Below are 23995 nucleotides of genomic sequence, written 5' to 3'. Positions count from 1 at the left end.
TCAGTCACCAACTGTAGCCGACGGTACCTGATCCGTAAACCTGATGACATTTATATCCATTTCATCGTTGTGGAATATCCTTGTATCTGCCCGTCCAAGCCCTATCCTGGTACTATTGTCATCATCCGCAGTCATGGTGTAGTTTATATCATCTCTGTTCGCTGCAGTGATCTGTCCGGTATAAAACTGTTCACTAAAGACTTCCTGTGCCTCTACCATCTGCTCTGACTTCGCAAGGAAATTATAAGACAACATTATCACTCCGGTAAACGCCGTCATTACAATTCCCACCATTGTAAATGCAATTATAATCTCCACTATAGTGGTTCCCCTGTTATCAAATGGTCTGCCGGGAGCTCTCAAATTTATTTTTTTATTTTTCGACAATCTCATCACAACCTTTTTTCTCTGCAAATTCACGATCATGCTTCCTGTATACCTTAATATGTCTTATATTAAATTTCCCCGGCAGCTCTTATTCTCTTTCGGAAAATACCCACTGCCACTTTTCGAATTTATATATGCTGTTATTGTAGGGATTTACTCCATTATTTAACATGATGTCCTCTTCTGTTTTGTCTGTAATGTCTGCATATTCTCCTGCCATAAGAGCATACTCCGTCTCTATGGAATAGGACTGTTTGTTCTTGCTGCAGGTAACTATAACATGAAGAATAGTGTCTATCCTCTGACCCGGGATATTAATACCATCATTCTCCTGTCCGGAGACATCAGGATCTCCATCACCTTTCTCCCAGTAAATGCACACCTTTATGTCCTCAACCATTCCTGCCACATCCTCCGACGGGGCAATGGTGAAATATCTGTAAGCCTTATCCTTTCCATGCCCCTTCTCGGTACTGCTGTAGTAAGGCCACGAGTCCTGCCATATGTTGTAACGTATGTAGAACCAGAGGGAATCCCCACCTGTATCTGTTACACCTTCTTTGGCAGCACGCTGACTTTCATAATCCGCATATTCCGGCTCCGTAAGCTCCGATTGAAGCTCAAAGCTCATGGTCTTACAGGCCTCCTTACATTGGAGTGCCGAATTTTTCTTCAAGGTGGAGGTATATAGTGAATACACCACCAGAAGCAGCGAGAGACAGAACACCATAAGCACCGTCATCACCACCAGTGCAACTATCATGGCTGCGCCCTTATTGTCCTTCTTTAATCTCATGAGCCGGCCCTCCAGACATTATATACAACCCTATATGTTCCATCATCATTTACAATAACCATGTATCCCGGAACCATACTTTCGGAAGCTGCCGAATACACTTCCCTGGTCTGCTTCTTTATGTTTCCGCCCACAGCTCTGTAACAGTTGGCATCCTTAAGCCGCTTCACCTCATCTGCCGTCAGCTCATCTGCAACCACATACTCATAAGAGGTATAGCCTCCAGCACCTGATGAAAGATATGAGGCTATTGTAATACCGGCATCTTCGTCTATATCTTCAGAAAGATTTCTTATGTAGGAATATGCGGCACTATGTCCTGCAATCCCTACAGCACCAGCACTGTATCCAACCTCAAATCCAAGCTCCTCGTCATAAACTGACAGAATTGAAGTCACATACATTCCGCTGTCACTGTTATTTGTATTTCTGACTTTGTAGCAGAAGTCCTTATTACCTCCTTCAAAGCCTATATTCTCTGATGTAAATACCTTGTCCATATCACCTGCTGCCACAAGCAGAGCTTCCCTGGTAACTGTATCAGACTGTGAGTATCCGTCGGCATAGGCATATGAACTTATGGTGACATTTCCTGTGGTGCCGCACTTCACAAGAGCTGTACTGTACCCCGTCTTGCCATCTATTATAAGTTCCTCACCTGTACCAAGCTTCACATTTATACTACAGCTTTCTATATCGGCATAGTCATAAGCATTCTCAAGTACAGCCACCAGATATCCACCTTCTATCATACGAAGTGTTACCTCCGGTGCAGGAAGTGTCATATCCTCCGGCTCCGATCTCAGATAAGTTACTATACCCTTATCCCATTCCAGGTAGGTGTTCATACGGTACTCATTCATAGTAGCAGACCTGGTATTAAGTATCGCCTTAGGTATATCTGTTTTGCTGTCATACCACCTGAATTCATCTGATATGGCGTTAAACTTAAGATTCACCATATTGGTTTTATTTGTTCCGTTATATAAATTGTATCTCCGGGCTGAGGCAGAATCATAAAACTGCTCCACACGGAGAAGCCTTGCTCCGTTAGTCTCAACTGCCGAGGTATCCAATGCGGTCACAAAAAAGTTGTTGCCTGAGTAAGAAGACGCCTTACCCGTAGGCACTCCCGAGCTGCCGGCGTCAAAGCATGACCTGATACCTGTAACTTCTTTCCCTGCAATTCCTGCCTTACAGGACACACCATAGTTTCTGCACAGCTCTACATATACCTTTCCATAAGCATTATCTATTATTCCCGCTCCGTTTACTATACCTGTGTTCACACAGTCATTTATATTTGTCTCTATATTAGAGGAGCAATCCTTATAGGAAGCTATCATACCTCCTGAATAGCTGCTGCCGTATATCCTTCCATGATTTATACAGCCCTCAAAGTCCATGGAGCCTGACACTGCACTGTCACACAGAGCAACCATACCGCCGCTGACACTGCCCTTCACATAACCGAAGTTGATTGAATTTTTTAAAGCTATCAGCTTATCGCTTACAACCGCCACAATTCCGGCAGCTGCACCGGCAGAGGTGATCTGCCCGTTGTTGATACAATCTGATATGGCAGATGTTGAGGTTTTGTTATTGTTATATGTACCTGTTATTCCGCCGGCATTAGTGTTTTCCGCCGTGATTTCCGCCGAATTGGTAAATCCGCTTATACCACCGGTAAGCTCCATATAGCCTGTAACTCCGCCTACATTCTTTCTTCCCTTTATAGTTCCCTTTATCTCAACATTACCTGAGCTTGCGGTGTTTTTGATACTTCCTGCATTGTATCCGGCTATGCCTCCAACAAGATCCCCTGAAGCTTCAACAGTAATGCTGCCTACATTCTTATCAAATTCCAGGCTGCCGAAGTTCTCCGATACGATACCACCTACATAGGATGTTCCCTTAATAGTTGCATCTGACACAATTGTACCCTTTATGGTTCCCGAAGCCTTATTGAGACCACATATACCGCCTATGTAGCTTGACGCTCCTCCATCTACAGAAGGAACTGTACAGTTAAGTATCCCGCCTTCATTTATCTCAGCAAGTCCACCTGTATAGGTTCCCTTTGAAAGGATCTCCACATCATCTGCATTACTGCAGGCTTCAAGAGTCACATTCCTGCTTACCTTTCCTATGATGCCCCCGGCGTAGGAATAAGTATATTCCCTGCCATCCTTATCCTTTCTCACTGTTCCCTTTACTGTCTGTTCGCTGTTGTTCACAACTGCGGCTTCCGCTTCCACAGACGCCCTATTGGTTACATTTGCAATATGTATCTCTGTGTTTGCTGTGACATATCCCAGCACACCGCCGAGATATACACCACCCTTAAGCTTCAATCCCTCTGAGGCTGTTACTGTAGTACCTGAAACTCCACTTACGGTAAATTCTGCTGCCCCCGGATATGAAACGGTGTCAAGCTTTCTTACGGTAGCCGCAAGATCATCTGCATCCACGGCACTCTCTACCTTCCACTGGACAGTTTCTGTCTTCTCTGTCTCACTCATGTTCTCCCTTATGCCAAGAGAGTTGCCATATGTACCGTCTGTAATAAGTATGTATCCTGCAATGCCCCCGGCAAATGCATCAGCCACCACATTCCCTGACATATTGCCATAATTTATAGCTGTACTGATATCCGTATCTGCACTTAATATATTGCCTCCCATAATGGCACCGACAAAATATCGTCCGGTGATGTCTCCATCCGTAACCTTCCAGGTTCCCGATACAGTTCCGTCATTTCCTGTGGTAATAAACTCCGTGGAAAGATTAAGTCCCACATATCCACCGGCGAAATCTCCTGCTGCATACACATAGCCGCCATCAAGGGCATAGTCCTCTATTATGGCATCTTTATCGTTAAAGCCTGTGATACCGCCCACATAACTGCCGCCGGTCACATAAGCCGTCACTGTGATCACACCATGGGCTGCACCTGTACCTGTCTTTCTGCTGCTGTTACTGCCTGAGGTATTCACTGTCCTGTCAGTGTTTCCAATTACGCCATTGTTATATCCCGCTATACCACCCACATGATGGATATCTGTCAGGACATCATTTTCCTTTATCTGCTCAGTCTCATCCATATGGAGACCGCAGCCGAATATCCAGCCTGTATTAAATCCTGCTATGCCACCTGTATATCCGTCAGACGCCATTACAATACCGCTGTTAGTCCATCTCGACAGCTTATTATTAAGATCCACCGCTGAGATCGGCACTCTTAATCCATTCTCTATAGTTGTACTTCCGCTCTTTGTTTCTGAGTTACTGCCTGCGATACCGCCCACATAACTATAGCCTGCTACATTCGCCTCATTTACACCTGATCTCACAATAAATTCATCTGCATCCTCGTCATCATGCGGCAGATTAATCTTTATATCCGCATCTGTGCCGTTTTCACCTGCACCGCCTGCCACACCATGGTTCAGACCAATGATACCGCCTACATATTTGTATCCAAATACAAAGCCCGGCTTATCCTCCTCAGCCTCGGTACTACAGCCCACAACAGCACCGTAATAATTGTATCCCACGATGCCACCCACATAACAGCCGTACAGCTTACCCTTAATACCTGTCCCTGCGGCAAATCCGGCAGTGGTGATATCTTTGTATTGTGGTGAGCTTATGCAGTTGTAGATGATAAGATTATCCGGTGTCTCAGTCTCATTATATGCACATCCCGTTATACCGCCTATGTATGAAGCATCGTAAGGTCTGCTTACATTTCTCACATTTGTATCTGAATATACTGCACCATAATTTCTGCAGTACTTAATAACCGTTCTGCTGTAATCATCCTTCTCAAGGAATATCTGTCCCACGATACCGCCCACATAAGTCTTTCCACGGACGGATGCCCTGTTTGTGAGATCCTTTATGACCACTATATGGTCCCGGTCTTCTCCCGCCTTTGTTCTCTGGCTTCCGGTTATACCTGCCACATTAGTCTCACCGGATATGAGACTCTCATCATCTGTATTAACCGTCTCAAGCTTCTTAAGAGTTCCTGCGTTTATACCGCAGAAGGCACCTACGCTGTCAGTTCCTTCAACCTTTATCTTATCAAGCTTAAGGCTTTCTATCGTGCCGTTATTGGTCACAAATAATCCTGCAGGCTTAACATCCTGTCCCTCGTATATTCCGTATAAAGCATTGGAGCTTTCTTTGATGGTAAGACCTGTTATCACATGGTCATTTCCATCTATCACATCATCAGTAAAGAGATTTCTGAAGGATGGGAATTCACTGTCCGCCACCTCTCCGGAGCCTCCGGAATTCTTCAGATATCCTGCCGCAGCAAATGCCTCCCAGTCAATATCCTTCTTAATATTGAATGTATAGGCACCTGTGTACTCAAGATCTCTGTAATCCTCTATATATCTTATGTTATAGAGATGCCTGCCGTTGCTTACATCTATGGCGGTATCTCCGCTTTCTTCATCCCTTGTAACAGCAGCAAACATCGGACATTCTGTGTTGCTCTGTCTTATGGCTGTGGTCTTATAGCCTGCTCCCGAACCCCGGACGGTACAATATATGCTGTCAGCATCCAGACCGAACCTCATAAAGCTCATTGTTCCTGCAAATTCCGTATCACCTGCAGACACTGTGCCGAGCTTCGCCATATCTTTCTTATAAAGCAGAGTCGTAGCCTGTATATCTGCCCCATCAAGGACTATGTTCACAGTCCTGTCACTGTTCACCCATGCAAGAATGTCGAAGGTTCCTAGTAATGTCTCATTTCCATCCTCATCATACTTTGCTATTTTGCATGATACCACATCAGCATGTTCATGATTCTTTAATTTGGAGCCATCAAGGACAAATGCCAACCGCTTCCTGCCGCTTTCTGCGTCATAAAGACCCACGTCATAATTCAGTCTCTGAATGGCTGTATCCGATTTTTTTAGTTTAAATGAAAGATTGAGGGTCTCCCCGTTATTGAGTTTCAGATCTGTTATAGACGGCTTCTCCCCTCTGCCATTTGCAGCCTTTGACATGGTATCCACACCATAGAAGCCGATCATCCTTTCCTTTCTCGCCTTCTGTGTCCTGTCGCATATGCTTACGGCGCCTCCAGAGTCGCTGATGTCATAAGTAAACTTATTATTCCTGTTGCTGTATGAAACTGCAAATATCTGTCCGTCATCAACAGAAAATTCCACACTTATAGCCGCATTCAATATAGAAGTATCATATACATAATTCTCAAGCATTTCAAAGAGGAGCTGTGTGTGCTCAGGAAGTCTTCTGTCAATGGCAGCTTTGTCCTTATCTGCCATGTATATCTTATAATCCCCTTTATTGCACGACAAATAACAGATGGTGCCTTTGTATTCCTCACCGTCTGTTGCCACTGTCTTCCAGATTGTATCGGGATTGTAGTTACTGCCCTCTTCATCCTTCATGGATCTCAGCTTATCTGCCGTAAGCTCTGTGCTGAGACTTCCGTCGCTGCTGCTTAAAGCATCCTTTATGACCGGAAGCTTTCCTCCCACACTGTATTCCGTCATCTGATTTTGTGCATTCACGAATATGGTCTGGGCATACTCATTCTGCTTCTTAAACTCTGTCCATTCTGTCCATGCCATTATTCCTACAACAGACACTGAAAGAAGTATCATGAGCACCACGAGGGTAACTATGAGCTCCACAAGAGTGAAACCCCTGTTATCTTTGGTTTTTTTATGCTGTTTTTCCTTTTTTATATTGCTTTTACCTGCCATATCATCACCATGATAATGTATTGTTTTCCTGGAAAAAGGCGCACTTATCCATGTTCTTACAATTATGACAAGTATACTTCAAAACATTTTTTTCGTCAATTTTCTCCGACAAATTGCATATTTCTTTTTGTAAATTTTTTCTAAATTCTTCCCACTGCGTCAATAGGCTTAAGTCTTGACGCCCACCTGGCAGGAAAATACCCGGCAAGTATACCGAGAACTGCCGATCCGGCAATGGCACCAAGCCACAGCCACCATGGCATAACAGCAATATCCACACCGGCAGATACGGAGAACGCCCACACCGCCACCTTATTTATGAGAGTCTTGACGAAGACGGATACCAACACTCCTGCCACTCCTCCAAGAAGTCCTAAAAGCCCCGCTTCAAAAAGGAATACCTGTCTCAGTTCATCAGGATCACAGCCAAGGACCTTCAATATACCGATCTCATTTACCCTGTCGAATACTGATGTAGTCATGGTATTACTTATACCGATGACTGCAACCACAAGAGCAATCATCCCAACCACACCCAGCAATATCTGTGTCATCTTCACATTCTTCTTTATCATGTCCAGATATTCCTTGGAGTTCTGTGTCTGGAAGCCCATATCCTGAAGCCGCTTCACCACAGCGTCCACGTTATCAATACTGTCAACTGTGACCACTGCACTGCTGTATATGAAATCCTTGTAAGCATTGCCGTCGGCGTCCACAGGCTGTCCGGCAATCTTGCCATCGCTGCTGTTCCTCTTTAACATCCTTATTAAAGTATCGATATTACAGTATATCTGCTGAGAACTTTCATCATAATCTCCGCCATCTGTAACTGCCGCCACTTTAAGCCTTGCACTCACATTCTCCTCAGAATCCACTAATACAGTCTTCAACCTCTCCCCGATAAATGCATCTGCCTTCTTTCCCTCTATATCGGCAAATGTCTCTCCTGTATTCTGATCAAAAAACATTGAAGCCATATTGCCGCCGAATATCAGATCCGGCTTAACGCCTGAGGCACTGCCAGCAATATCCCCACTCTTAAGCTTAAGGGCATCTAGCTTCTCCTCCGGTATTCCTGTTACATAACCCCAGTACACATACCTGCCGTACTCCATATTGACAAATGCCTCGTAACAGCCATAGCAATCCGCCACATTGCTGAATTCCGATATCCTTTCTATGGTGGAATCCGTAAGCATTTTCTCTTTATTCCTGCCGTAATTCTCACCGGTTATGGTTATCTTATTGACAGACTCGCTGGCAAGCATTGAACCTATCAGCTCCTTCTTGACACCAATTCCTATGGCAAGAAGGGATACAAGAGATACAACGCCTATGGCAGCTCCAAGTACCGTAAGAACTGTCCTTACCTTACGCCTCTTCATATTCATAAAACAAAGATGTATCTTCCAGTTCATGAAATCTCCCTTCCTTATCCCCATCATACCGGTATTGGTATCGCCCCCTCACATTAAGGGTGTCGCCCCCTCGTTTACACTCGGCGGCAAGTCGATTGTGCCATTCAAATATGCGTTTTCAACGCAGGGGCACAATCTCTCGGCGGCATTTCGTCGGAACCATGCTAAATTATGCCTTCGTCATAATGGTTCCTCCTCTTGGTATCGCCCCCTCACATTCGTTCGGCGGCATTTCGTCGGAACCATGCTAAATTATGCCTTCGTCATAATGGTTCCTCCTCTTGGTATCGCCCCCTCACATTCGTTCGGCGGCATTTCGTCGGAACCATGCTAAATTATGCCTTCGTCATAATGGTTCCTCCTCTTCCTCAAACGTTTCCGAACTCCCATAACTATAAAGATTACAACCACAACAGCTCCCAAAGCTGCACATGTCACTACCCTGCTGTCAACCTTAGGCTGCTCCTCCTTTATCTTCTCCACATTGCTGTACACCGGCTCCTGTACCTGTATGGATATCTGGTGTTCCTCATACTTCACCTTGCCCTGCTGATCCTCATAGGACACCTTCATCTTAATATTTCCGTCTGCGTTGCCGGGAGTTGATCTTACCGCCTTTGAGATCAGATCAACGGAACCGCTCTTACCCGGTTCAATATTCCCCACGTAGCTGGTCTGCGGCTCCACATAATCACTCTCTATCTCAACAGACACATTGTAGAGCTTGCCTGTGCCCTGGTTGTTTATGCTTCCTGTAATCTCTATAGCTTCTCCAAGAACCGCACCGCCACTTACATACATGTCGGTAACTGACACTCTCTGAGTCAGCACCACCGGAATATACAGAGTATCAGTAACTGTGTACGCCTGGCTGTATCTGTCCTCATACTCGTTCTTCACCATAAGCTTGTAGGTCTTCTCCTCCAGCCCTGTTATGGTCTTCATGGCAAATGTCAGTGTCTCCTCACTGTCAGCCTTAAGCTCCTTGATATACACTGTTCCGGCACCCTCCTCTGGTATAAACTCACCATTTTCAGCGTATACAGATACCTTCATATTGCTTACTGCCTTTGTGGCTGTATTCTTGATGGTCACACTCAATTCAAAGTTCTCTCTGGCAGTTACACTGTCACCGCTTATACTATAGTCTGTCACCATGACCTTAGGCTCTGCCGCATAGGTCTTAAAGGTTGTTCCGCCCACAGCTCCTGCCACAGCATATATTGCACATGCAAATAACGCGATAATGCTCCACAGCCTTCTCTTATGTACTCTTCCTATATACATATCCAGCTTACGAAATCCGAATAAGCCTTTCATGGTCAATCTCCTCTCCCTTTGAACATCAGACAAATGCTCTGATTGTTTCTCTATTCCACTATCTTGCCGTCAACGATCTTAATTATCCTGTCTGCCTCTCTTGCCAGGTCAATGTTGTGAGTTATGATCACAAGAGTCTGATCAAGCTTTCTTACAGAATCCTGAAGCAAGGTCATAACCTCATTTCCATTCTTGGAGTCGAGAGCTCCGGTAGGCTCATCGGCAAGTATAAGTGCAGGTCTGTTGGCAAGTGCCCTGGCTATGGCAACTCTCTGCTGCTGTCCACCGGACAACTGGCTTGGCAGATGTTTCTTCCTGTCCTTTATTCCCAACATCTCTATAACATGATCTATGTACTCCCTGTCCGGTTTTCTGTGATCTAAGAGTATCGGCATGTTGATATTCTCCTCCACGGTAAGAACCGGTATCAGGTGATAGGACTGGAATACAAAGCCTATCTTGCGTCTTCTGAACACCGACATCTCCTCATCTGAAAGAGTTGTTATGTCTCTGCCGTCAACTATGACATTTCCACTGTTAGGTGTGTCCACACCTCCCATCACATGCAGAAGTGTTGACTTTCCTGAACCTGAGGCTCCCACGATGGATACGATCTCACCCTTGTCTATGGTAAGGCTCACATCATCCAGTCCCCATACTCTTGTGTCGCCCTCTCCGTATATTTTTGTTACATGCTCAAGCTTTACTATTTCCATGATTATTTCCACCTTTCTTAATGGTCCTTATATAACCCGTCTGTATTTTATATCTGCAATTTATAGCTATTCCTTTATATCTCGCTCTCCACCATAAGATCCTCTGCCATACCCTTAGGCAGTCTCCTAAGAGAAAGCCGAGGCATTCCCCAAAGGGAAAAAATGAAAAACAACTTTCAGTTCGAATCTATTCTGAAAAATGCTAAGGGTGACAACAAAGCATTCCCCAAATTGGGGAGCGTTCTAATGTTACCAAATCGAAAAAATCTGTAGATTGACAACTCGAAAAAGAGTTGATAATCTTATATATGGCCGAAGGGAAAAATCCCAGAAACCCAGTAAAATCAAGGGGTTGCGGCATGTGTCCATATAGCTCAGCTGGATAGAGCACTCGCCTCCTAAGCGAGGGGTCGGAGGTTCAAATCCTCTTATGGACGGGCTTCAAAGCGTTCGAAAATGTTAGCTGGATTAGCTGACAACGAACGCTTTTGTTATTTTCTAATCACGTTCGTGACATAAAATTCCATTCAAAATGATCAATTTCCAGCTAACGCAATCCGATTTTTGTTAGCTGACAGCTAATCAAAATTACCGGTTTGCAAACATGGGTTTTAGAAAGTCCAGCTAACATTTGGGTTCCGCTCTGTTGTCACCCCTTATTTGGGGATGTAAATCAGAGAAAATGCGGGAAAAGGAACAATCTCTCCCAAACCTGCAAACATAAATTAGCTGAAACAGTATTCAATTCTATTAGCTACAGCTAATGGTCAAACAGCAATGTCTGTTTGGAACTTTACTATCTATAAAAGTTCCAGGCAGGCATTTTTTAGTTCCTGAATCCTGGAGGAAAGGAGTCAAGATGACTGAGCCAAACAGACAATCAGGAGAAAAAGAAGAAAGAATCATAGAAATTGAGATTGAGCGTCTTCGCCCTTTTAAGGAACATCCATTTCAAGTAAAAGATGATAAGGAAATGTTTCTTCTGCAGGAAAGCATTGAGAAGTATGGCATTTTAAATCCGCTGATCGTCAGACCAGTACCGGATGGTTACTATGAGATCATATCCGGCCACAGAAGAAAACATGCTGCGGAGAAACTGGGATATCGTAAAGTACCAGTGATTATCCGGGTATTAAGTGAAGATGATTCCATTTTAAGTATGGTGGATTCTAATCTTCACAGAGAACGGATCAGCTACAGCGAAAAAGCTTTTGCTTACAAACTGAAGAATGACGTACTAAAAAGAAAAAGTGGTCGAAAAAAGAGCCAAGTTGACCACAAAACACCAAGAAAACGATCGATAGATATTATCAGTGAGGATTGTGGTGATAGCCCAAAACAAGTGCAGCGTTATATATCACTGACAAAGCTTATACCGGAAATGTTGCAGAAACTGGATGATGAGATTATTTCTTTTTGTCCGGCAGTAGAGATTGCTGCATTGAAAGAAAATGAACAAAGAGAACTGCTTAAAGCAATGGATTATGCACAGGCGATTCCGTCACTCTCACAGGCTCAGCGGATAAAGCAGCTGAGTAAAGAAAAACAGTTATCGCTGGAAAAGATGGAAGAAATCATGTGTGAAGTTAAAAAAGGTGAGATCACCAGAGTAGCATTTACCAATGAGCAGCTACACAAGTATTTTCCAAATTCTTATACACCGGCAATGATGAAACGGGAAATACTGGCACTGCTAAAATTATGGAAAAAAGAATCATGGGAAAGTTAAAGGAGGAAGAAATCATGTGTAAAGTTATATCCGTAGTAAACCAGAAAGGTGGAGTCGGCAAGACCACCACAACCGTAAATGTAGGTATTGGACTGGCAAGAGAAGGAAAGAAAGTGTTGCTGATCGACGCGGATCCACAGGGAAGTTTAACAGCAAGTCTTGGGTATGAGGAACCGGATGATCTTCGCATCACACTGGCAACGATCATGATGGATGTCATCAACGAAGAAGAAATCTCTTTAGAAGATGGGATCTTACATCACCAGGAAAATGTAGATCTTCTTCCGGCAAATATTGAGCTTTCCGCATTGGAAGTAACGATGGGAAATGTTATGAGCAGAGAAATGATCATGAAGGAATATATCGATGCGATAAGATGCCGATACGATTATATCCTGATCGACTGTATGCCGAGCCTTGGTATGATGACGATCAATGCACTGGTCTCTTCTGATTCTGTTCTGATACCTGTGCAGGCTGCATATCTGCCTGTTAAAGGACTTCAGCAGCTGATCAAGACCATTCTTACAGTAAAGAAAAGACTGAACCGGAAACTGGCGATAGAGGGCATTCTGTTGACTATGGTAGATTTCAGAACCAATTACGCAAGGGACATTGCATCGAGAGTACATACAACATACGGAAGCCAGATAGAAGTATTTGAAAATGTGATTCCGATGTCCGTAAAAGCAGCTGAGACCAGTGCAGAGGGAAAAAGTATCTACATGCACTGTCCGAAAGGAAAAGTTGCTGAGGCATATATGAAATTGACACAGGAGGTTTTGAATAATGAAAAATAGAAGTGGCGAAAAGATTAAACTGGCTAGTATTGATGAATTGCTTGGTGTGGTAAATGAAGAATCTGCAATGGAGATAGAGATCAGTAAGATCCATCCATTTAAAAATCATCCGTTCAAGGTGCTGGATGATGAAAAGATGCAGGACTTGGTAGAAAGCGTAAAGATTAATGGAGTGCTGACTCCGGTACTGCTTCGCATGGATGAAAATGAAGAATATGAAATGGTATCCGGTCACAGAAGAATGCATGCAGCACAGCTTGCAGGACTCACAACTATTCCGGCAATCGTAAGAGAATTATCAGATGATGATGCCATTGTGGCGATGGTGGATGCTAACATTCAGCGAGAGGAACTGTTGCCCAGTGAGAAAGCCTTTGCTTATAAGATGAAACTTGATGCAATGAAAAGACAGGGGAGTCGGACAGATTTAACTTTGTGCCAAAGTGGCACGAAGTCGAGAACAGATCAGTTATTAGGAGAACAGGTTGGAGAAAGTGCACGAAGTGTTCAGCGGTATATCCGACTGACAGAATTAATTCCGGAACTTCTTGATCTGGTAGATAACAAAAAGCTTCAATTCACGGTTGCTGTCGATATCTCCTATATCGACAAGGAAGTACAGGAATGGATTTACGAATATATCAGCGACACCGGATTTATCAAGCCAAAACAGATTGCAGCACTCAGAAATCAGCTGAATGATGGACCAATCAATCAGATCCAGATGTTATCAATTTTCAATAACTGTGTGATGGCAAAGAAAGTATCCCGGTCTCTTACTTTCTCAGAAAAGAAACTGACAAAGTACTTTCCGGATGATTATACAGCCAAAGATATGGAGCAGGTGATTGAATCATTATTAGAAAAATGGATGCAGGAACAGTCCTGTTAAGGATAGAAAAAGCTAAGAAAACAAAGTCAAAGAAGTTTAAAAAGAGGACTTCTTAGCAGAAAATGAAAGGAGGAAATTATGGAGAAAAAAATGACATTTAATTATTTTTACGGTACTGAAGCTGATCAGTTCAGCTTCTACCGCATACCAAAAGCATTATTTACAGACAGTTACTTTAAAGATTTATCAAGCGATGCTAAAATTTTATATGGACTGATGTTGGATCGAATGTCTCTTTCCATCAAGAATCAGTGGTTTGACGACAAAAATAGAGCATATATCTACTTTTCCATCGAAGATATTATGGAATTACTGAACTGTGGCAGAAATAAAGCCATCAAATCCATGAGAGAACTGGATGACGAAACAGGGATTGGCCTGATTGAGAAACGCAGACAGGGATTTGGAAAGGTGAACGTCATCTACGTGAAAACCTTTATGCCTGAGAAAACAGATGAGAAAAAATTTGAAGAGGAATTAAAGAAGTTTAAAAAACAAACTTCTGTGGAAAATGAGGAACCCGCAGAAGTTTACAATTCAAACTTCATGAAGTCCCAAAATCAAACTTCTAGAAGTCCCGAAAACAAACTTCAAGAAGTTTACATTTCAAACCCTAATAATACTAATCTTAGTGATACTGAAATGAATGATAATAAATCTAATCCTATCATATCTGTGGATGAGAAAAGATTTGATAGCGATAATCGCTCTGAGGATTATCAGGCTTATGAAAACCTTGTCAAAGAGACCATTGATTATGAATCACTGGAAGTAACCCATCATGACGATATGCGGCAGGTAGATGAAATCGTGAACCTGATCGTAGAGACTGTGATGTGTAAAAATGACAAGATCTTGATTGCCAGCAACTGGTATCCGGCATCACTGGTGAAGAAAAAATTTCTGATGCTGACCTATTCACATATCGAGTATGTATTACACTGTATGAGTGGTAACACCACAAAGGTGAAGAACATCAAGAAATATTTATTAGCAGCTTTGTTTAATGCACCAACGATGAACGGGTATTATCAGGCAGAGGTGAACCATGATATGCCAGGACTGGTAAGATAGGAGGTGCACATGTTTATTTTAAAACTTGTTGGGAAGATATTATTACTGCCGGTATGGCTGATCCTTTTTGTGATCGGCTTGGCAGTAAAAATGACAGTACAGACTTATGCGGTTGTCAGAGGAATCCTTGGGTTTATATTCACTTTATTGATCATAGCGACTGCATACTGTTACCATGATTGGGTACAGGTTGCATTCCTGTTTTCGCTGAGTGTTATTCTGTATCTGATCCTTTTTGCAGGAGTGTTCGTAGATACTGTACTGGACATGACAAGAGAACGTATTATTGATTTTATTATATCGTGAGGAGAATATGAAAATGAGTGAAAACAATGATTATATTCAGTTACCACCACTAAAAAAAGACACACCATCTGATGTGGTAGCATTTATGTGGAAGTACATGAAAGTACCGGAGAATTCAAGAGAAAAAGTTAAGAATCTGCTTAAAGATGCAAATGAAAATGGAGTAAAATTAAGTCATCAGGCACCAACCCTGTATGATGTTGTTCCAAAAGAAGAAATTACTGAATTTGAAGAGCTTATACGCAAAACCATAGCTGACATATGTGTATTATAAAAATATAAAAAGTACAGATGGATCATGGAGTATGATGGATGCTGAAATTTTAGATATGTACCAGTATGATTACGAATCAAAAGAGGTAAAGGATTTACAAAAGACTTCCTGGTAAATTTAAAAAGAGATCCATTGAATATGAATAGTTACTACATCTCTGGAAAGCCTTGATAAGGTTTTTCAGAGATTTTTCTTTTTATTGGCTACATCTGCCAGTTGGCTACTATCTGGGACTGTTGTTCCGTTGATAAGATTTTCAAGTTGTTGTGCGACTTCGGCTTGTTTGTTTGGATACAGATGACTATAAGTATTTAAGGTTTGAAAGAATTGTAGAGCAGATGAAACAGGCACAGGGGATCACGGAACAGTTAAAGGCAGAAAATCAGATGGAATGGGTAGCGAGAATGAACAATATATAATCGTGTGCAAGGGAGATTGTGGATACAGAGATGGTTTATCAATAATGGAAATAAAATGAAGGAGAAAAGGCGGCAGTTTAGAAAGGCTGTTGCCTTTTAGGAATTGTTGTTTATTTGTTGTTTTTTATAAGCTATACTATAAGGAAAAGATAACATTAGAGCCAGAGGTGAAATTTATGAACTATAAAATTTTAATGGTTGATGATGATAGAGAATTGCTAAAAATGCTGAATCAATACTTTACATTGAAGAATTATACGGTAATGATTGCAGAAAATGGCATAGAAGCAATGGAAAAGATAAGTGCAAATCCCGATATTATTTTATTGGACGTAAATATGCCGGGAATGGACGGAATTGAAGTGTGCAGAAGAATCAGAGATATGGTTTCCTGTCCGATTATTTTTTTGACTGCAAAAGTAGAAGAACAGGATCGAGTAATGGGATTGTTGTCTGGTGGTGATGATTATGTTTTAAAACCATTCAGTTTGAAAGAATTAGATGCTAGAATTATTGCCCATTTGAAACGTGAAGAACGTTTACATAGGAAAAAAGAACAAAGGTTTTATGGAGAATTAGTGATTGACTATGCCAGTAAATGTGTACATATTAAAGGGAATGCTTTAGAGCTTACGAAATTAGAGTATGAGATCATAGAATTTTTGTCTATGAACCCTGAAATGGTATTTGATAAAGAACGAATCTATGAGAAGATTGGCGGATATGATGCAGAAGGGGACAGCCGGGTGGTTACGGAGTTGATTCGCAGAATCCGCAAGAAAATGAAAATGTATTCGGAACACGAATATATTGCAACGGTATGGGGGAGGGGATATAAATGGGCAAAATAAAAAATCTTTCGTTAAGGAAAACCATTGTTTTGTATATGATAATTAGTTTAATAATTAGTTTTTATCTTTCAGCACTAATTATGCGAATAGCAAGCACAGTACAAAACAACATTTGGTGGAATTATGTAGACCAAGAAGAATATTTTGAAATGGCTGAAGGGGATGGTAGAAGGTATTTGCCAGATGTTCCGAGACCACATTCTTATGAAATGAAAGAATTTGATTATCATGTATCGGAAATATGTGATTTTCTTCAGACATTTACAGTGCTTATCGTATCTGTTGCAGGGAGTATTATAGCGGTATTTCTTTTTTATAAGCATAAACTGAAATGCCCTATCGAAGAATTAGAACTGGCTTCCCGACAAGTTGGTCGAAATAATTTAGATTTCCATATCACTTATGAAAATGAAGATGAGATGGGCGGATTGTGCAAAGAGTTTGAACGAATGAGAGGACAGCTGGCAGAGAATAATCAACAGTTATGGAAAATGCTTGAGGAAGAAAAGGCTTTGCGGGCTGCCATTGCACATGATATACGTTCTCCGCTCTCTGTGCTGGAGGGGTATCAGGAAATGCTTTCAGAATATCTTCCGAAGAAAGAGATAAATATGGAGCAAGCCTTAGAAATGGTAAATGAAAGCAAAAAACAGATTGAACGTATGGATATCTTTGTGGAAACTATGCGAAAGATGAGCAGTTTAGATACAAGGGAGTTAGTAGCAGAAGAAATTACCAGTAAACAGGTAGAAATAGACGTACGGGCAGAGATGAACGTGTTTAGGAAAAAATTTGGAAAGCTATATGAATTAGAATGTTCGGAAACAGAAGAAAAATTTTCAGGAGATAAGGAAGTGATTTTAGAGGTTATAGAAAACCTTTTGTCAAATGCCTTTCGTTACGCCAAGACAAAAGTGGAAATGGAAGTGTTTCTTACCTGTTCTGAATTACAGATCAGAATAAAGGATGATGGAGTGGGATTTACAATAGATAAGCAAAAGGCAACAGAGCTTTTTTATCAGCAAAATGTGAAAGACAGTTTGAAACATTCAGGAATGGGCATGTATATCAGCAGATTGTATTGTGAAAAGCATGGTGGTCAGTTACTGATAGAAAATGAAAAACAGAGTGGAGCTGTAATAACAGCAGTATTTCATCGGATTGCATGAGCGGTCCGATTTTTTTATGCTGTTGTCTTTTTGTTGTGATTTATATTTTATGATGTCTATAACGAAGGAAAGGAGGAATACGTATGATTGCTATTTTTAAAAGAGAGATTAGGAATTATCTAAAGCGACCGTTATTTTGGGTAGGTGTTCTGCTTGTGATTTATGGTGTGTTTAATGCGACAAGTCCATATTTAACCACACATTATCTTACAACGGGGGAGGAAATCATCAATGATCAGTCCAACACTTCGGTTGAAGGAGAAGTGTATGAGGGCTATATTCCAGCCACGCCTGAAAAGCACAGAGAGGTATGGCATGAAAAGGTAAAAATAAAATTAACGGATGTGTTTGGATTGACGGATTCAGAAGCACAGAATGTCATTGAAAAGCTGGAAAGCATGAATTTAAAAGAGGCCTATGCGTATTTGGAGCAGGAATATGACTGGTACGGGGCAAGGTATTTATACGAGGACAGTACGTATTATAAGGGAACGGCAGAAGAAATCAACGCATATCTAGATAAAAAATTGGAAGATAAGACATTTTCTTTTTATTACGCAAGAAAATTTGCTGATTTTGCGGGTCTGTATATGGTGTTTTTTGCAATTATTATGTTGGCGGTTTTATTTTTACAAGATACAAAAAAGCATACTTATGAATTGTTGCATACAAAGCCTGTGACTGCCGGGAAGTATGTAATGGGAAAAGTGAGTGCAGGATTTACAATTTGTTTGCTTGTGCTAACTATTTTGAATATACTGTTTTGGGTATTGTGCCGCATCTATACAAAGGATAGTGGATTTGAAGTGCGACTATGGGATTTTGTGGCTTCTACGGTACTTTATATATTGCCTAATATGCTGATGATTGTGAGTATATATACATTGATTTCACTCATATTTAAAAATCCACTTCCGGGTGTACCACTTTTGATTCTTTATATGGTGTATTCCAATTTGGGCGGAACTAATGCAGAGGGAGTTTACGGATATTGGGGCAAACCTTTGGCAATCATGGTACGATTTCCGGGGCAGCTTTTTGATACGACACCGCCCCCGATGGCGCTCTTAAATCAAAGTTTTCTTATTATTGTATCGGTAGTAATTATACTGATTTCGATACAGATTTGGAAGCGGAGGCGAATATAAATGAAGAAGGAAATGAAGATTGTTCTGCCATTTTATAAAATTGCTTATGCAGTATCCTTTGTTGTAATTTTAAGTGTGATTCGTGCAGTTGTTTTCACGTATGAAATAGGACTATCCATAGAGCCGCCTTTTGCGATATTGACTGCTGTTTTTTGTGCAGATACTTATGTGCAGGAAATTACAAGCAACCGTTCCGAAGTTCAGAGACTGTATCAGATAAAAAAGAGAATCTATTCTATTATACAGAGACTGATGATACAGGGAACTTTTTTGCTGCTGCTCGCTGTTCTTGGATATGGATTGTTTTTTGCGTTTCAGAAACCAATTACACATCCAGTAACAGAAAGTGAAATACTTCAGTTTATTACCTGTTTTGGGGCGATTGTAGTAACTATTTTCTTTTGGGGAATATTGGCTAATACATTGTCTATGCTTTTTCGCAATATGTGGATGGGAATTGGAAGCAGTCTTTTGATATGGGTAGCAACAAATTCCACAGGTGGAGATAAACTTTTTGGAGCATGGAATCTGTTTTCTTATTCTTTTAGAGATATAGAAAATACTGCCGATATTACATGGCTGTATGGGAAAGGCTTGTGTATTTGTATCGGACTGATTTTGTTACTGGCATTGCCGAAGATCGTAAGAAAGAGAGGGTAAATTTATGAGTATTCATATTGAGGATTTAACGGTAAGATTTAAGAATAGTGTCACAGCAATCGACCATGCAGATTTAGATATACCAAATGGGATATTTGGACTATTGGGAGAAAATGGAGCGGGAAAGACAACTTTGATGAGAGTTTTGACCACTGTGCTTAAACCTACAAACGGAATGGTTGCATTAGACGGAATTTTGTATAGCGAAGGAAACTATGAAAAAATCCAAAGAAAGATAGGGTATTTACCACAGGAAATTGAACTGTATCCTAATTTGACGGTTCAGGAGTGTTTGGAGTATATGGGAGATCTGGCAGGTGTTCCGAAAGCAGAATGTAGAAAGCGGATAGATTATTATTTGAAAAAGACCAGTCTTATAGAACATCGTAAGAAGAAAATGAAGCAGTTATCAGGCGGTATGAAGCGACGGGTAGGATTGGTGCAGGCGCTTTTAAATGAACCGGAATTTTTAATTGTGGATGAGCCAACTACCGGTTTAGATCCGGAGGAACGTATTCGCATCCGCAATTTGTTAGTAGATTTTTCTGAAAACAGAACGGTTTTGTTTTCAACTCATGTGGTAGAAGACTTAGCTGCCACCTGCAATCAGCTTGCAATTATGCATAAAGGTCGATTTCTGTATGCGGGTTCTATGAAGAATTTGACAGAAGAAGCACAGGGGAAAATCTGGATTTGCAAAGTACCTGATGAGAGAAAAGCAAGAGAAGTGGAACAGAAGTATCGTATTACATCTAAACAGTATGTTGAGGGGGGATTGCAGTTAAGAGTGATTTCTGAAATACAGCCAGAATTGGAGTGTATGTCAATTCCTGCAACGTTGGAAGATGCTTATATTTATGTGACGAATCAATACGAGTAGATAAAGCACCATCTGATGCTTTACTACCAGTTGCACGTTGTTCGCTTTGAATATTTGTGGAGAAAAAGTATGTATTATTTTGGCTTTCTATAAAACCTATAAACCAGCCATTTATATCCTGCCCGTTCACTCGTCCGGTTCCGGTTTTTCCATAAATTCTCCATTTTCAGAGGCGGTAAGATGGATGGAATTTTTGACGGCATGAATATTAGCAGGAGTAAAGTTGAAGTTGTTTCGATATAAATTTTTCAAAAGTTCAACTTGTTCTACTGGTGAAATCTTTAAGGATGACTGCATCCAGTAGGAAGAGAAATCTCCGGATATATTTTTATTGCCATATCCTATTTGCTGAAGGTATGAATTTATAGTGGAAGATCCGAGCTGCTTGTCGATTGATTCAAAATACCAGTTTGTATATATCTTTTAAAAGGTATATGATTAAGAAAAACGGCAGGAGGTATCTGAATGAAATCACATAAATATTGGTCTATCGGTGCACTGATTACAATGCTTGGAACTTTTTATACAGGTTATAAGGGATCAAAAGAAGGCCATAAGTACTTTGCAGCAAGTTCTTTGCTTTGCATGATTATGGCTATTTATACAGGACACAAGATGATTTCTGGTAAAAGTAGGAAGAAAAAAGAAGTTTCAGTAGAGAGTGTTGAAGATTAAAAAACAAAATATTTTAATAAATAACGCCGGTGCGGGATTTGATATCCAGTACTGGCGTTATTTATTCTACAGGGGCTTGGGGGTGTAGCCACCAAATATACTATTCGTTTTCTGCTTCGGCAAGTTTGTTAAGGATCCACTCCCTATTGATAACTATTTCATCATCATCGCGGAGATCCTTGAAATCATTGCAGTGTGAAGAAGCAAATTCATACATATTGTCAATGTCAACTGCACCAGTAATCTCACCCTTATTAATGATTACAAGAATATTTGTTCCGTCGTCGTCGACAGCAAAGCGCAGTTCATCAAATTCTATATCGGGATCATTTTTGAGAATAGAATCTGTCGCAAGTAATTTAACAAGTTCCATTACCCTGTCATCTTTACCTGCATCAAAGATCTGGATCTTTTCAACGAGCTGATTTGCTGATGTCACAATCCGGTATAAGTACTTTTCGGTACGATAATCAGCCAAAGCATTTTTTTCATAAAATATTTCATATGTCTTCTTTACTTCTGATTCAGGAACCAGATAAATCATGACAAGATCTTCCATCTGGTGATAGAGTGTGGAGTAGTTTAAACGAAAGGTCTCTCCACAGCTCGGGCAGGTATAAAGGAAAATAGATTGATTAAGTACCTTCTCTTTCATTTCAGGATCCAGTGCAGTATTAATACTGTCCCAGAGCTCAAAATCTCCCTCATGATGGCAGGAAGGACAAGTTACCTTTTCTATATGATGTCTTGACATAAATGATCCTCCTTTCAGTGAGATAAATCTATAGTTTTTCTATTGTAGAATAATCTTATCCGCTATTATTTCGCCAGAAAATTACTCTGTATCTCCATCGGCATATGATAAGCCTGGCCTCGTTTTGTCAGGCTGTATAGTTTAAAGCTCATGAGTTCCGGAGTCGCATTCAAAGAACTGCAGAGTCCAAAATAATCCAGGTCCTCGTTCTGAACCATATCTTCGATTTCCTCATCATCAATCAGCAGATCGGCTGCAAACAGATTGGCCTGGTATTCTGTATTATCCGTCATATTGTAGAGGGTATCATCTTGCATCGGAGCCATTTTCAGCTGGGAACGATGCAGAATGATATGCCCTAATTCATGGGCGGCAACAATCATCTTTTCTTCTTCTGAAAGGAAACTACTGATCATGACATAGATCGTCTTGCAGCTCATAAAACAATATCCTTTCAGTGTCTTATATCTGGAAGTTTCCCCGACAACAATGTTCATCTGATCCATGATCTCAAATGGATCTCGGGTTCCATATTTCTTGATTAATTTCTTTGTTTCTGTATATATGTAAGTGTTTCTCAAATAAATCACCTCAAAAGTAAAAAATAAAAGGGCAGAAATATCCTTGTAACTATAAGGTAACAGATTAGGTGTACAATAATCCCGCCTTCTATTATTTTTCCTCTTGGTTTTTCAGATATTTTTTCGGTGTAAATTTCTTTGCACGTCTTTTGGAATCCAGATAAAGGCTCTGGATCTCATCCATAAAAGCTATTTTATCTTCGTCTGTCAGTGATCCACCGGCAAACATAGCTGCAGCCTGTTCCAGAATCTGCTGAGCCTGTCTGGCACCACGGTTACCAAACTGTTCGGATGCTTCTGTGATAAAAGCTTCATTCTCACTCATGAGATAAGAAACGTCACACTGTAATGCATCTGCCAGTTTCTGATACAGAACATTTTGTTTTGGAAAACGTCCTTCTACTTCCCAGGATCGAATAGTCCTATATGAAACACCAACCATACTGGCCAGTTCCTGCTGACTCATCTTTTTTTCTTTTCTTAATGATCTTACTTTTTCACCGAATGTCATAAACATACCTCTTTCTAAGCCCTGTCTTATAAGTTTCATTAGCCGCTTCAAGGCAAAACGGGAAATGTGTTTCCTTAAAAATAAAAATTAATCTTGACAAAGGGAAATATCTCTCCTATAATGTGAATCACAGATAAGGGAAACATCTTTCCTATAAGATACACAATATTTCCTCTTTTGTCAATGGATATGTGAAATGAATTTCCTGTAATTCAATGAAAACAGGAAGGATAGACAATCATTGATAGTCAAAATGGGATACATGTTACAAAAAGAGGAAAGACGTATGGGAGGTGGCAATGTGAGTCAGGATCAGACTTCTATTATCTGTATTGATTTGAAGTCCTTTTATGCTTCTGTAGAATGCGTAGAACGTGGGCTGAATCCATTTAAAACAAACCTGGTGGTTGCAGATCCTACCAGATCAAAGTCAACAATCTGCCTGGCAATCACTCCGGCCATGAAGGCGCTTGGCATCAAGAACCGGTGCCGGATCCATGAGATACCGGATTGTGTGAAGTACATTACAGCCATGCCGAGGATGCAGTTGTACATGGATTATTCCGCAAAGATCTATGGAATCTATCTGCGGTATGTCTCAAAAGAAGATATCCATGTGTACAGTGTTGATGAGTGTTTTATTGATGTGACAAACTATCTGCAGCTTTATCATCTCACTGCAAAAGAAATGGCGGTAAAGCTTATGCAGGCAGTCATGGAGGAAACTGGCATCACTGCAACTGCAGGTGTGGGAACCAATCTGTATCTTGCTAAGATTGCAATGGATTGGACACTTTCTTAATCAATATAAGCTACTTGAACTTTATACATTGGAGTTTACCCTCTTAATCTTACGGCTCCGTGACCCGGAAGCAGATT

The 23995-nt window shown here is 41.0% G+C and carries 21 protein-coding genes, 1 tRNA gene and 4 pseudogenes; 15 read left to right on the top strand and 11 right to left on the bottom strand.

The annotated features are described in order from the left end of the window. The 6 genes from DXB54_RS02125 to DXB54_RS02100 form a co-directional block, all read right to left on the bottom strand. Entirely contained in the window at positions 1 to 318 is a 318-nt protein-coding gene (locus tag DXB54_RS02125; RefSeq protein WP_147361000.1) for a hypothetical protein, read from the bottom strand. Between the two features lie 157 nt (positions 319 to 475). After that, positions 476 to 1183 carry a hypothetical protein gene (locus DXB54_RS02120; protein ID WP_118694093.1) on the bottom strand — a complete coding sequence of 236 codons (708 nt, stop codon included), beginning with the start codon at positions 1181 to 1183 and terminating at the stop codon, positions 476 to 478. Next, a complete protein-coding gene (locus tag DXB54_RS02115; RefSeq protein WP_118694092.1) occupies positions 1180 to 6936 on the bottom strand; it encodes a prepilin-type N-terminal cleavage/methylation domain-containing protein in 5757 nt (1918 codons plus the stop codon). The genes DXB54_RS02120 and DXB54_RS02115 overlap by 4 nt, the downstream gene beginning before the upstream one ends. A gap of 140 nt (positions 6937 to 7076) precedes the next feature. Then, a complete protein-coding gene (locus DXB54_RS02110; protein WP_118694487.1) occupies positions 7077 to 8357 on the bottom strand; it encodes an ABC transporter permease in 1281 nt (426 codons plus the stop codon). Positions 8358 to 8687: 330 nt separating this feature from the next. Next, positions 8688 to 9677, bottom strand: coding sequence for a COG1361 S-layer family protein (locus tag DXB54_RS02105; protein WP_118694091.1), 990 nt, complete (start codon positions 9675 to 9677; stop codon positions 8688 to 8690). Positions 9678 to 9727: 50 nt separating this feature from the next. Beyond that, positions 9728 to 10393, bottom strand: coding sequence for an ABC transporter ATP-binding protein (locus tag DXB54_RS02100; RefSeq protein ID WP_118694090.1), 666 nt, complete (start codon positions 10391 to 10393; stop codon positions 9728 to 9730). 363 nt (positions 10394 to 10756) lie between these two features. Between DXB54_RS02100 and DXB54_RS02095 the strand changes: the two genes are divergently transcribed. From DXB54_RS02095 to DXB54_RS02030, 13 genes and pseudogenes are all read left to right on the top strand, one after another. Beyond that, a tRNA-Arg gene (locus DXB54_RS02095) sits at positions 10757 to 10830 on the top strand. 326 nt (positions 10831 to 11156) lie between these two features. After that, positions 11157 to 12122, top strand: coding sequence for a ParB/RepB/Spo0J family partition protein (locus DXB54_RS02085; RefSeq protein WP_055163277.1), 966 nt, complete (start codon positions 11157 to 11159; stop codon positions 12120 to 12122). Between the two features lie 14 nt (positions 12123 to 12136). Then, on the top strand, positions 12137 to 12922 hold the full coding sequence (locus DXB54_RS02080) for a ParA family protein (RefSeq protein ID WP_055163322.1): 786 nt from the start codon (positions 12137 to 12139) through the stop codon (positions 12920 to 12922). Next, positions 12912 to 13814, top strand: coding sequence for a ParB/RepB/Spo0J family partition protein (locus DXB54_RS02075; RefSeq protein WP_055163278.1), 903 nt, complete (start codon positions 12912 to 12914; stop codon positions 13812 to 13814). Before DXB54_RS02080 ends, DXB54_RS02075 begins: the two co-directional genes overlap by 11 nt. A gap of 78 nt (positions 13815 to 13892) precedes the next feature. After that, on the top strand, positions 13893 to 14888 hold the full coding sequence (locus tag DXB54_RS02070; RefSeq protein WP_118694089.1) for a DUF6017 domain-containing protein: 996 nt from the start codon (positions 13893 to 13895) through the stop codon (positions 14886 to 14888). Positions 14889 to 14897: 9 nt separating this feature from the next. Then, positions 14898 to 15194, top strand: a complete 297-nt coding sequence (locus DXB54_RS02065; protein WP_005349852.1) for a hypothetical protein — start codon at positions 14898 to 14900, stop codon at positions 15192 to 15194. A 7-nt stretch (positions 15195 to 15201) separates the two neighbouring features. Then, positions 15202 to 15456 (top strand): annotated as a pseudogene (locus DXB54_RS02060) (hypothetical protein); the annotation flags it as partial. Positions 15457 to 15779: 323 nt separating this feature from the next. Continuing rightward, positions 15780 to 15887: pseudogene (locus DXB54_RS02055) on the top strand (TnpV protein); the annotation flags it as partial. 176 nt (positions 15888 to 16063) lie between these two features. Next, positions 16064 to 16738 carry a response regulator transcription factor gene (locus tag DXB54_RS02050; protein WP_025580965.1) on the top strand — a complete coding sequence of 225 codons (675 nt, stop codon included), beginning with the start codon at positions 16064 to 16066 and terminating at the stop codon, positions 16736 to 16738. Further along, the gene (locus DXB54_RS02045) at positions 16726 to 17907 is read left to right on the top strand and encodes a HAMP domain-containing sensor histidine kinase (protein ID WP_025580964.1); all 1182 of its coding nucleotides are present in this window, start codon (positions 16726 to 16728) and stop codon (positions 17905 to 17907) included. The genes DXB54_RS02050 and DXB54_RS02045 overlap by 13 nt, the downstream gene beginning before the upstream one ends. An 83-nt stretch (positions 17908 to 17990) precedes the next feature. Then, on the top strand, positions 17991 to 19055 hold the full coding sequence (locus DXB54_RS02040) for an ABC transporter permease (protein WP_022037030.1): 1065 nt from the start codon (positions 17991 to 17993) through the stop codon (positions 19053 to 19055). After that, positions 19056 to 19715 carry a hypothetical protein gene (locus tag DXB54_RS02035; RefSeq protein WP_015521696.1) on the top strand — a complete coding sequence of 220 codons (660 nt, stop codon included), beginning with the start codon at positions 19056 to 19058 and terminating at the stop codon, positions 19713 to 19715. It begins immediately after the preceding gene. Positions 19716 to 19719: 4 nt separating this feature from the next. Further along, positions 19720 to 20595 carry an ABC transporter ATP-binding protein gene (locus DXB54_RS02030; RefSeq protein ID WP_118177929.1) on the top strand — a complete coding sequence of 292 codons (876 nt, stop codon included), beginning with the start codon at positions 19720 to 19722 and terminating at the stop codon, positions 20593 to 20595. 73 nt (positions 20596 to 20668) lie between these two features. Here DXB54_RS02030 and DXB54_RS12380 read toward each other — a convergent pair. Both DXB54_RS12380 and DXB54_RS12375 read right to left on the bottom strand, forming a co-directional pair. Beyond that, a pseudogene (locus DXB54_RS12380) lies at positions 20669 to 20725 on the bottom strand (hypothetical protein); the annotation flags it as partial. Then, positions 20722 to 20961 (bottom strand): penicillin-binding transpeptidase domain-containing protein, encoded by a 240-nt coding sequence (locus DXB54_RS12375; protein ID WP_333491578.1) that lies wholly within the window; start codon positions 20959 to 20961, stop codon positions 20722 to 20724. The pseudogene DXB54_RS12380 and the gene DXB54_RS12375, both read right to left, overlap by 4 nt. 99 nt (positions 20962 to 21060) lie before the next feature. Here DXB54_RS12375 and DXB54_RS02020 point away from each other — a divergent pair, with 99 nt between their 5' ends. After that, positions 21061 to 21270, top strand: a complete 210-nt coding sequence (locus DXB54_RS02020; protein ID WP_008392833.1) for a DUF6219 family protein — start codon at positions 21061 to 21063, stop codon at positions 21268 to 21270. Positions 21271 to 21370: 100 nt separating this feature from the next. Here the strand turns inward: DXB54_RS02020 and DXB54_RS02015 are convergent, their stop codons facing one another. From DXB54_RS02015 to DXB54_RS02005, 3 genes are all read right to left on the bottom strand, one after another. Continuing rightward, positions 21371 to 22024 carry a CpXC domain-containing protein gene (locus DXB54_RS02015; RefSeq protein WP_029471597.1) on the bottom strand — a complete coding sequence of 218 codons (654 nt, stop codon included), beginning with the start codon at positions 22022 to 22024 and terminating at the stop codon, positions 21371 to 21373. 65 nt (positions 22025 to 22089) lie between these two features. Then, on the bottom strand, positions 22090 to 22521 hold the full coding sequence (locus tag DXB54_RS02010; protein WP_227061086.1) for an ImmA/IrrE family metallo-endopeptidase: 432 nt from the start codon (positions 22519 to 22521) through the stop codon (positions 22090 to 22092). A gap of 175 nt (positions 22522 to 22696) precedes the next feature. After that, a complete protein-coding gene (locus DXB54_RS02005) occupies positions 22697 to 23155 on the bottom strand; it encodes a helix-turn-helix domain-containing protein (protein WP_005423558.1) in 459 nt (152 codons plus the stop codon). A 247-nt stretch (positions 23156 to 23402) separates the two neighbouring features. Here DXB54_RS02005 and DXB54_RS02000 point away from each other — a divergent pair. After that, positions 23403 to 23909, top strand: a pseudogene (locus DXB54_RS02000) (Y-family DNA polymerase); the annotation flags it as partial. Between the last annotated feature and the right edge of the window lie 86 nt (positions 23910 to 23995).

Origin of the sequence: Coprococcus sp. OM04-5BH, assembly GCF_003482105.1 — a bacterium.
GTDB lineage: Bacteria > Bacillota > Clostridia > Lachnospirales > Lachnospiraceae > Coprococcus.
The sequence above is the reverse complement of the archived record's forward strand: the minus strand, read 5'-3'. Positions and strand labels throughout refer to the sequence as shown.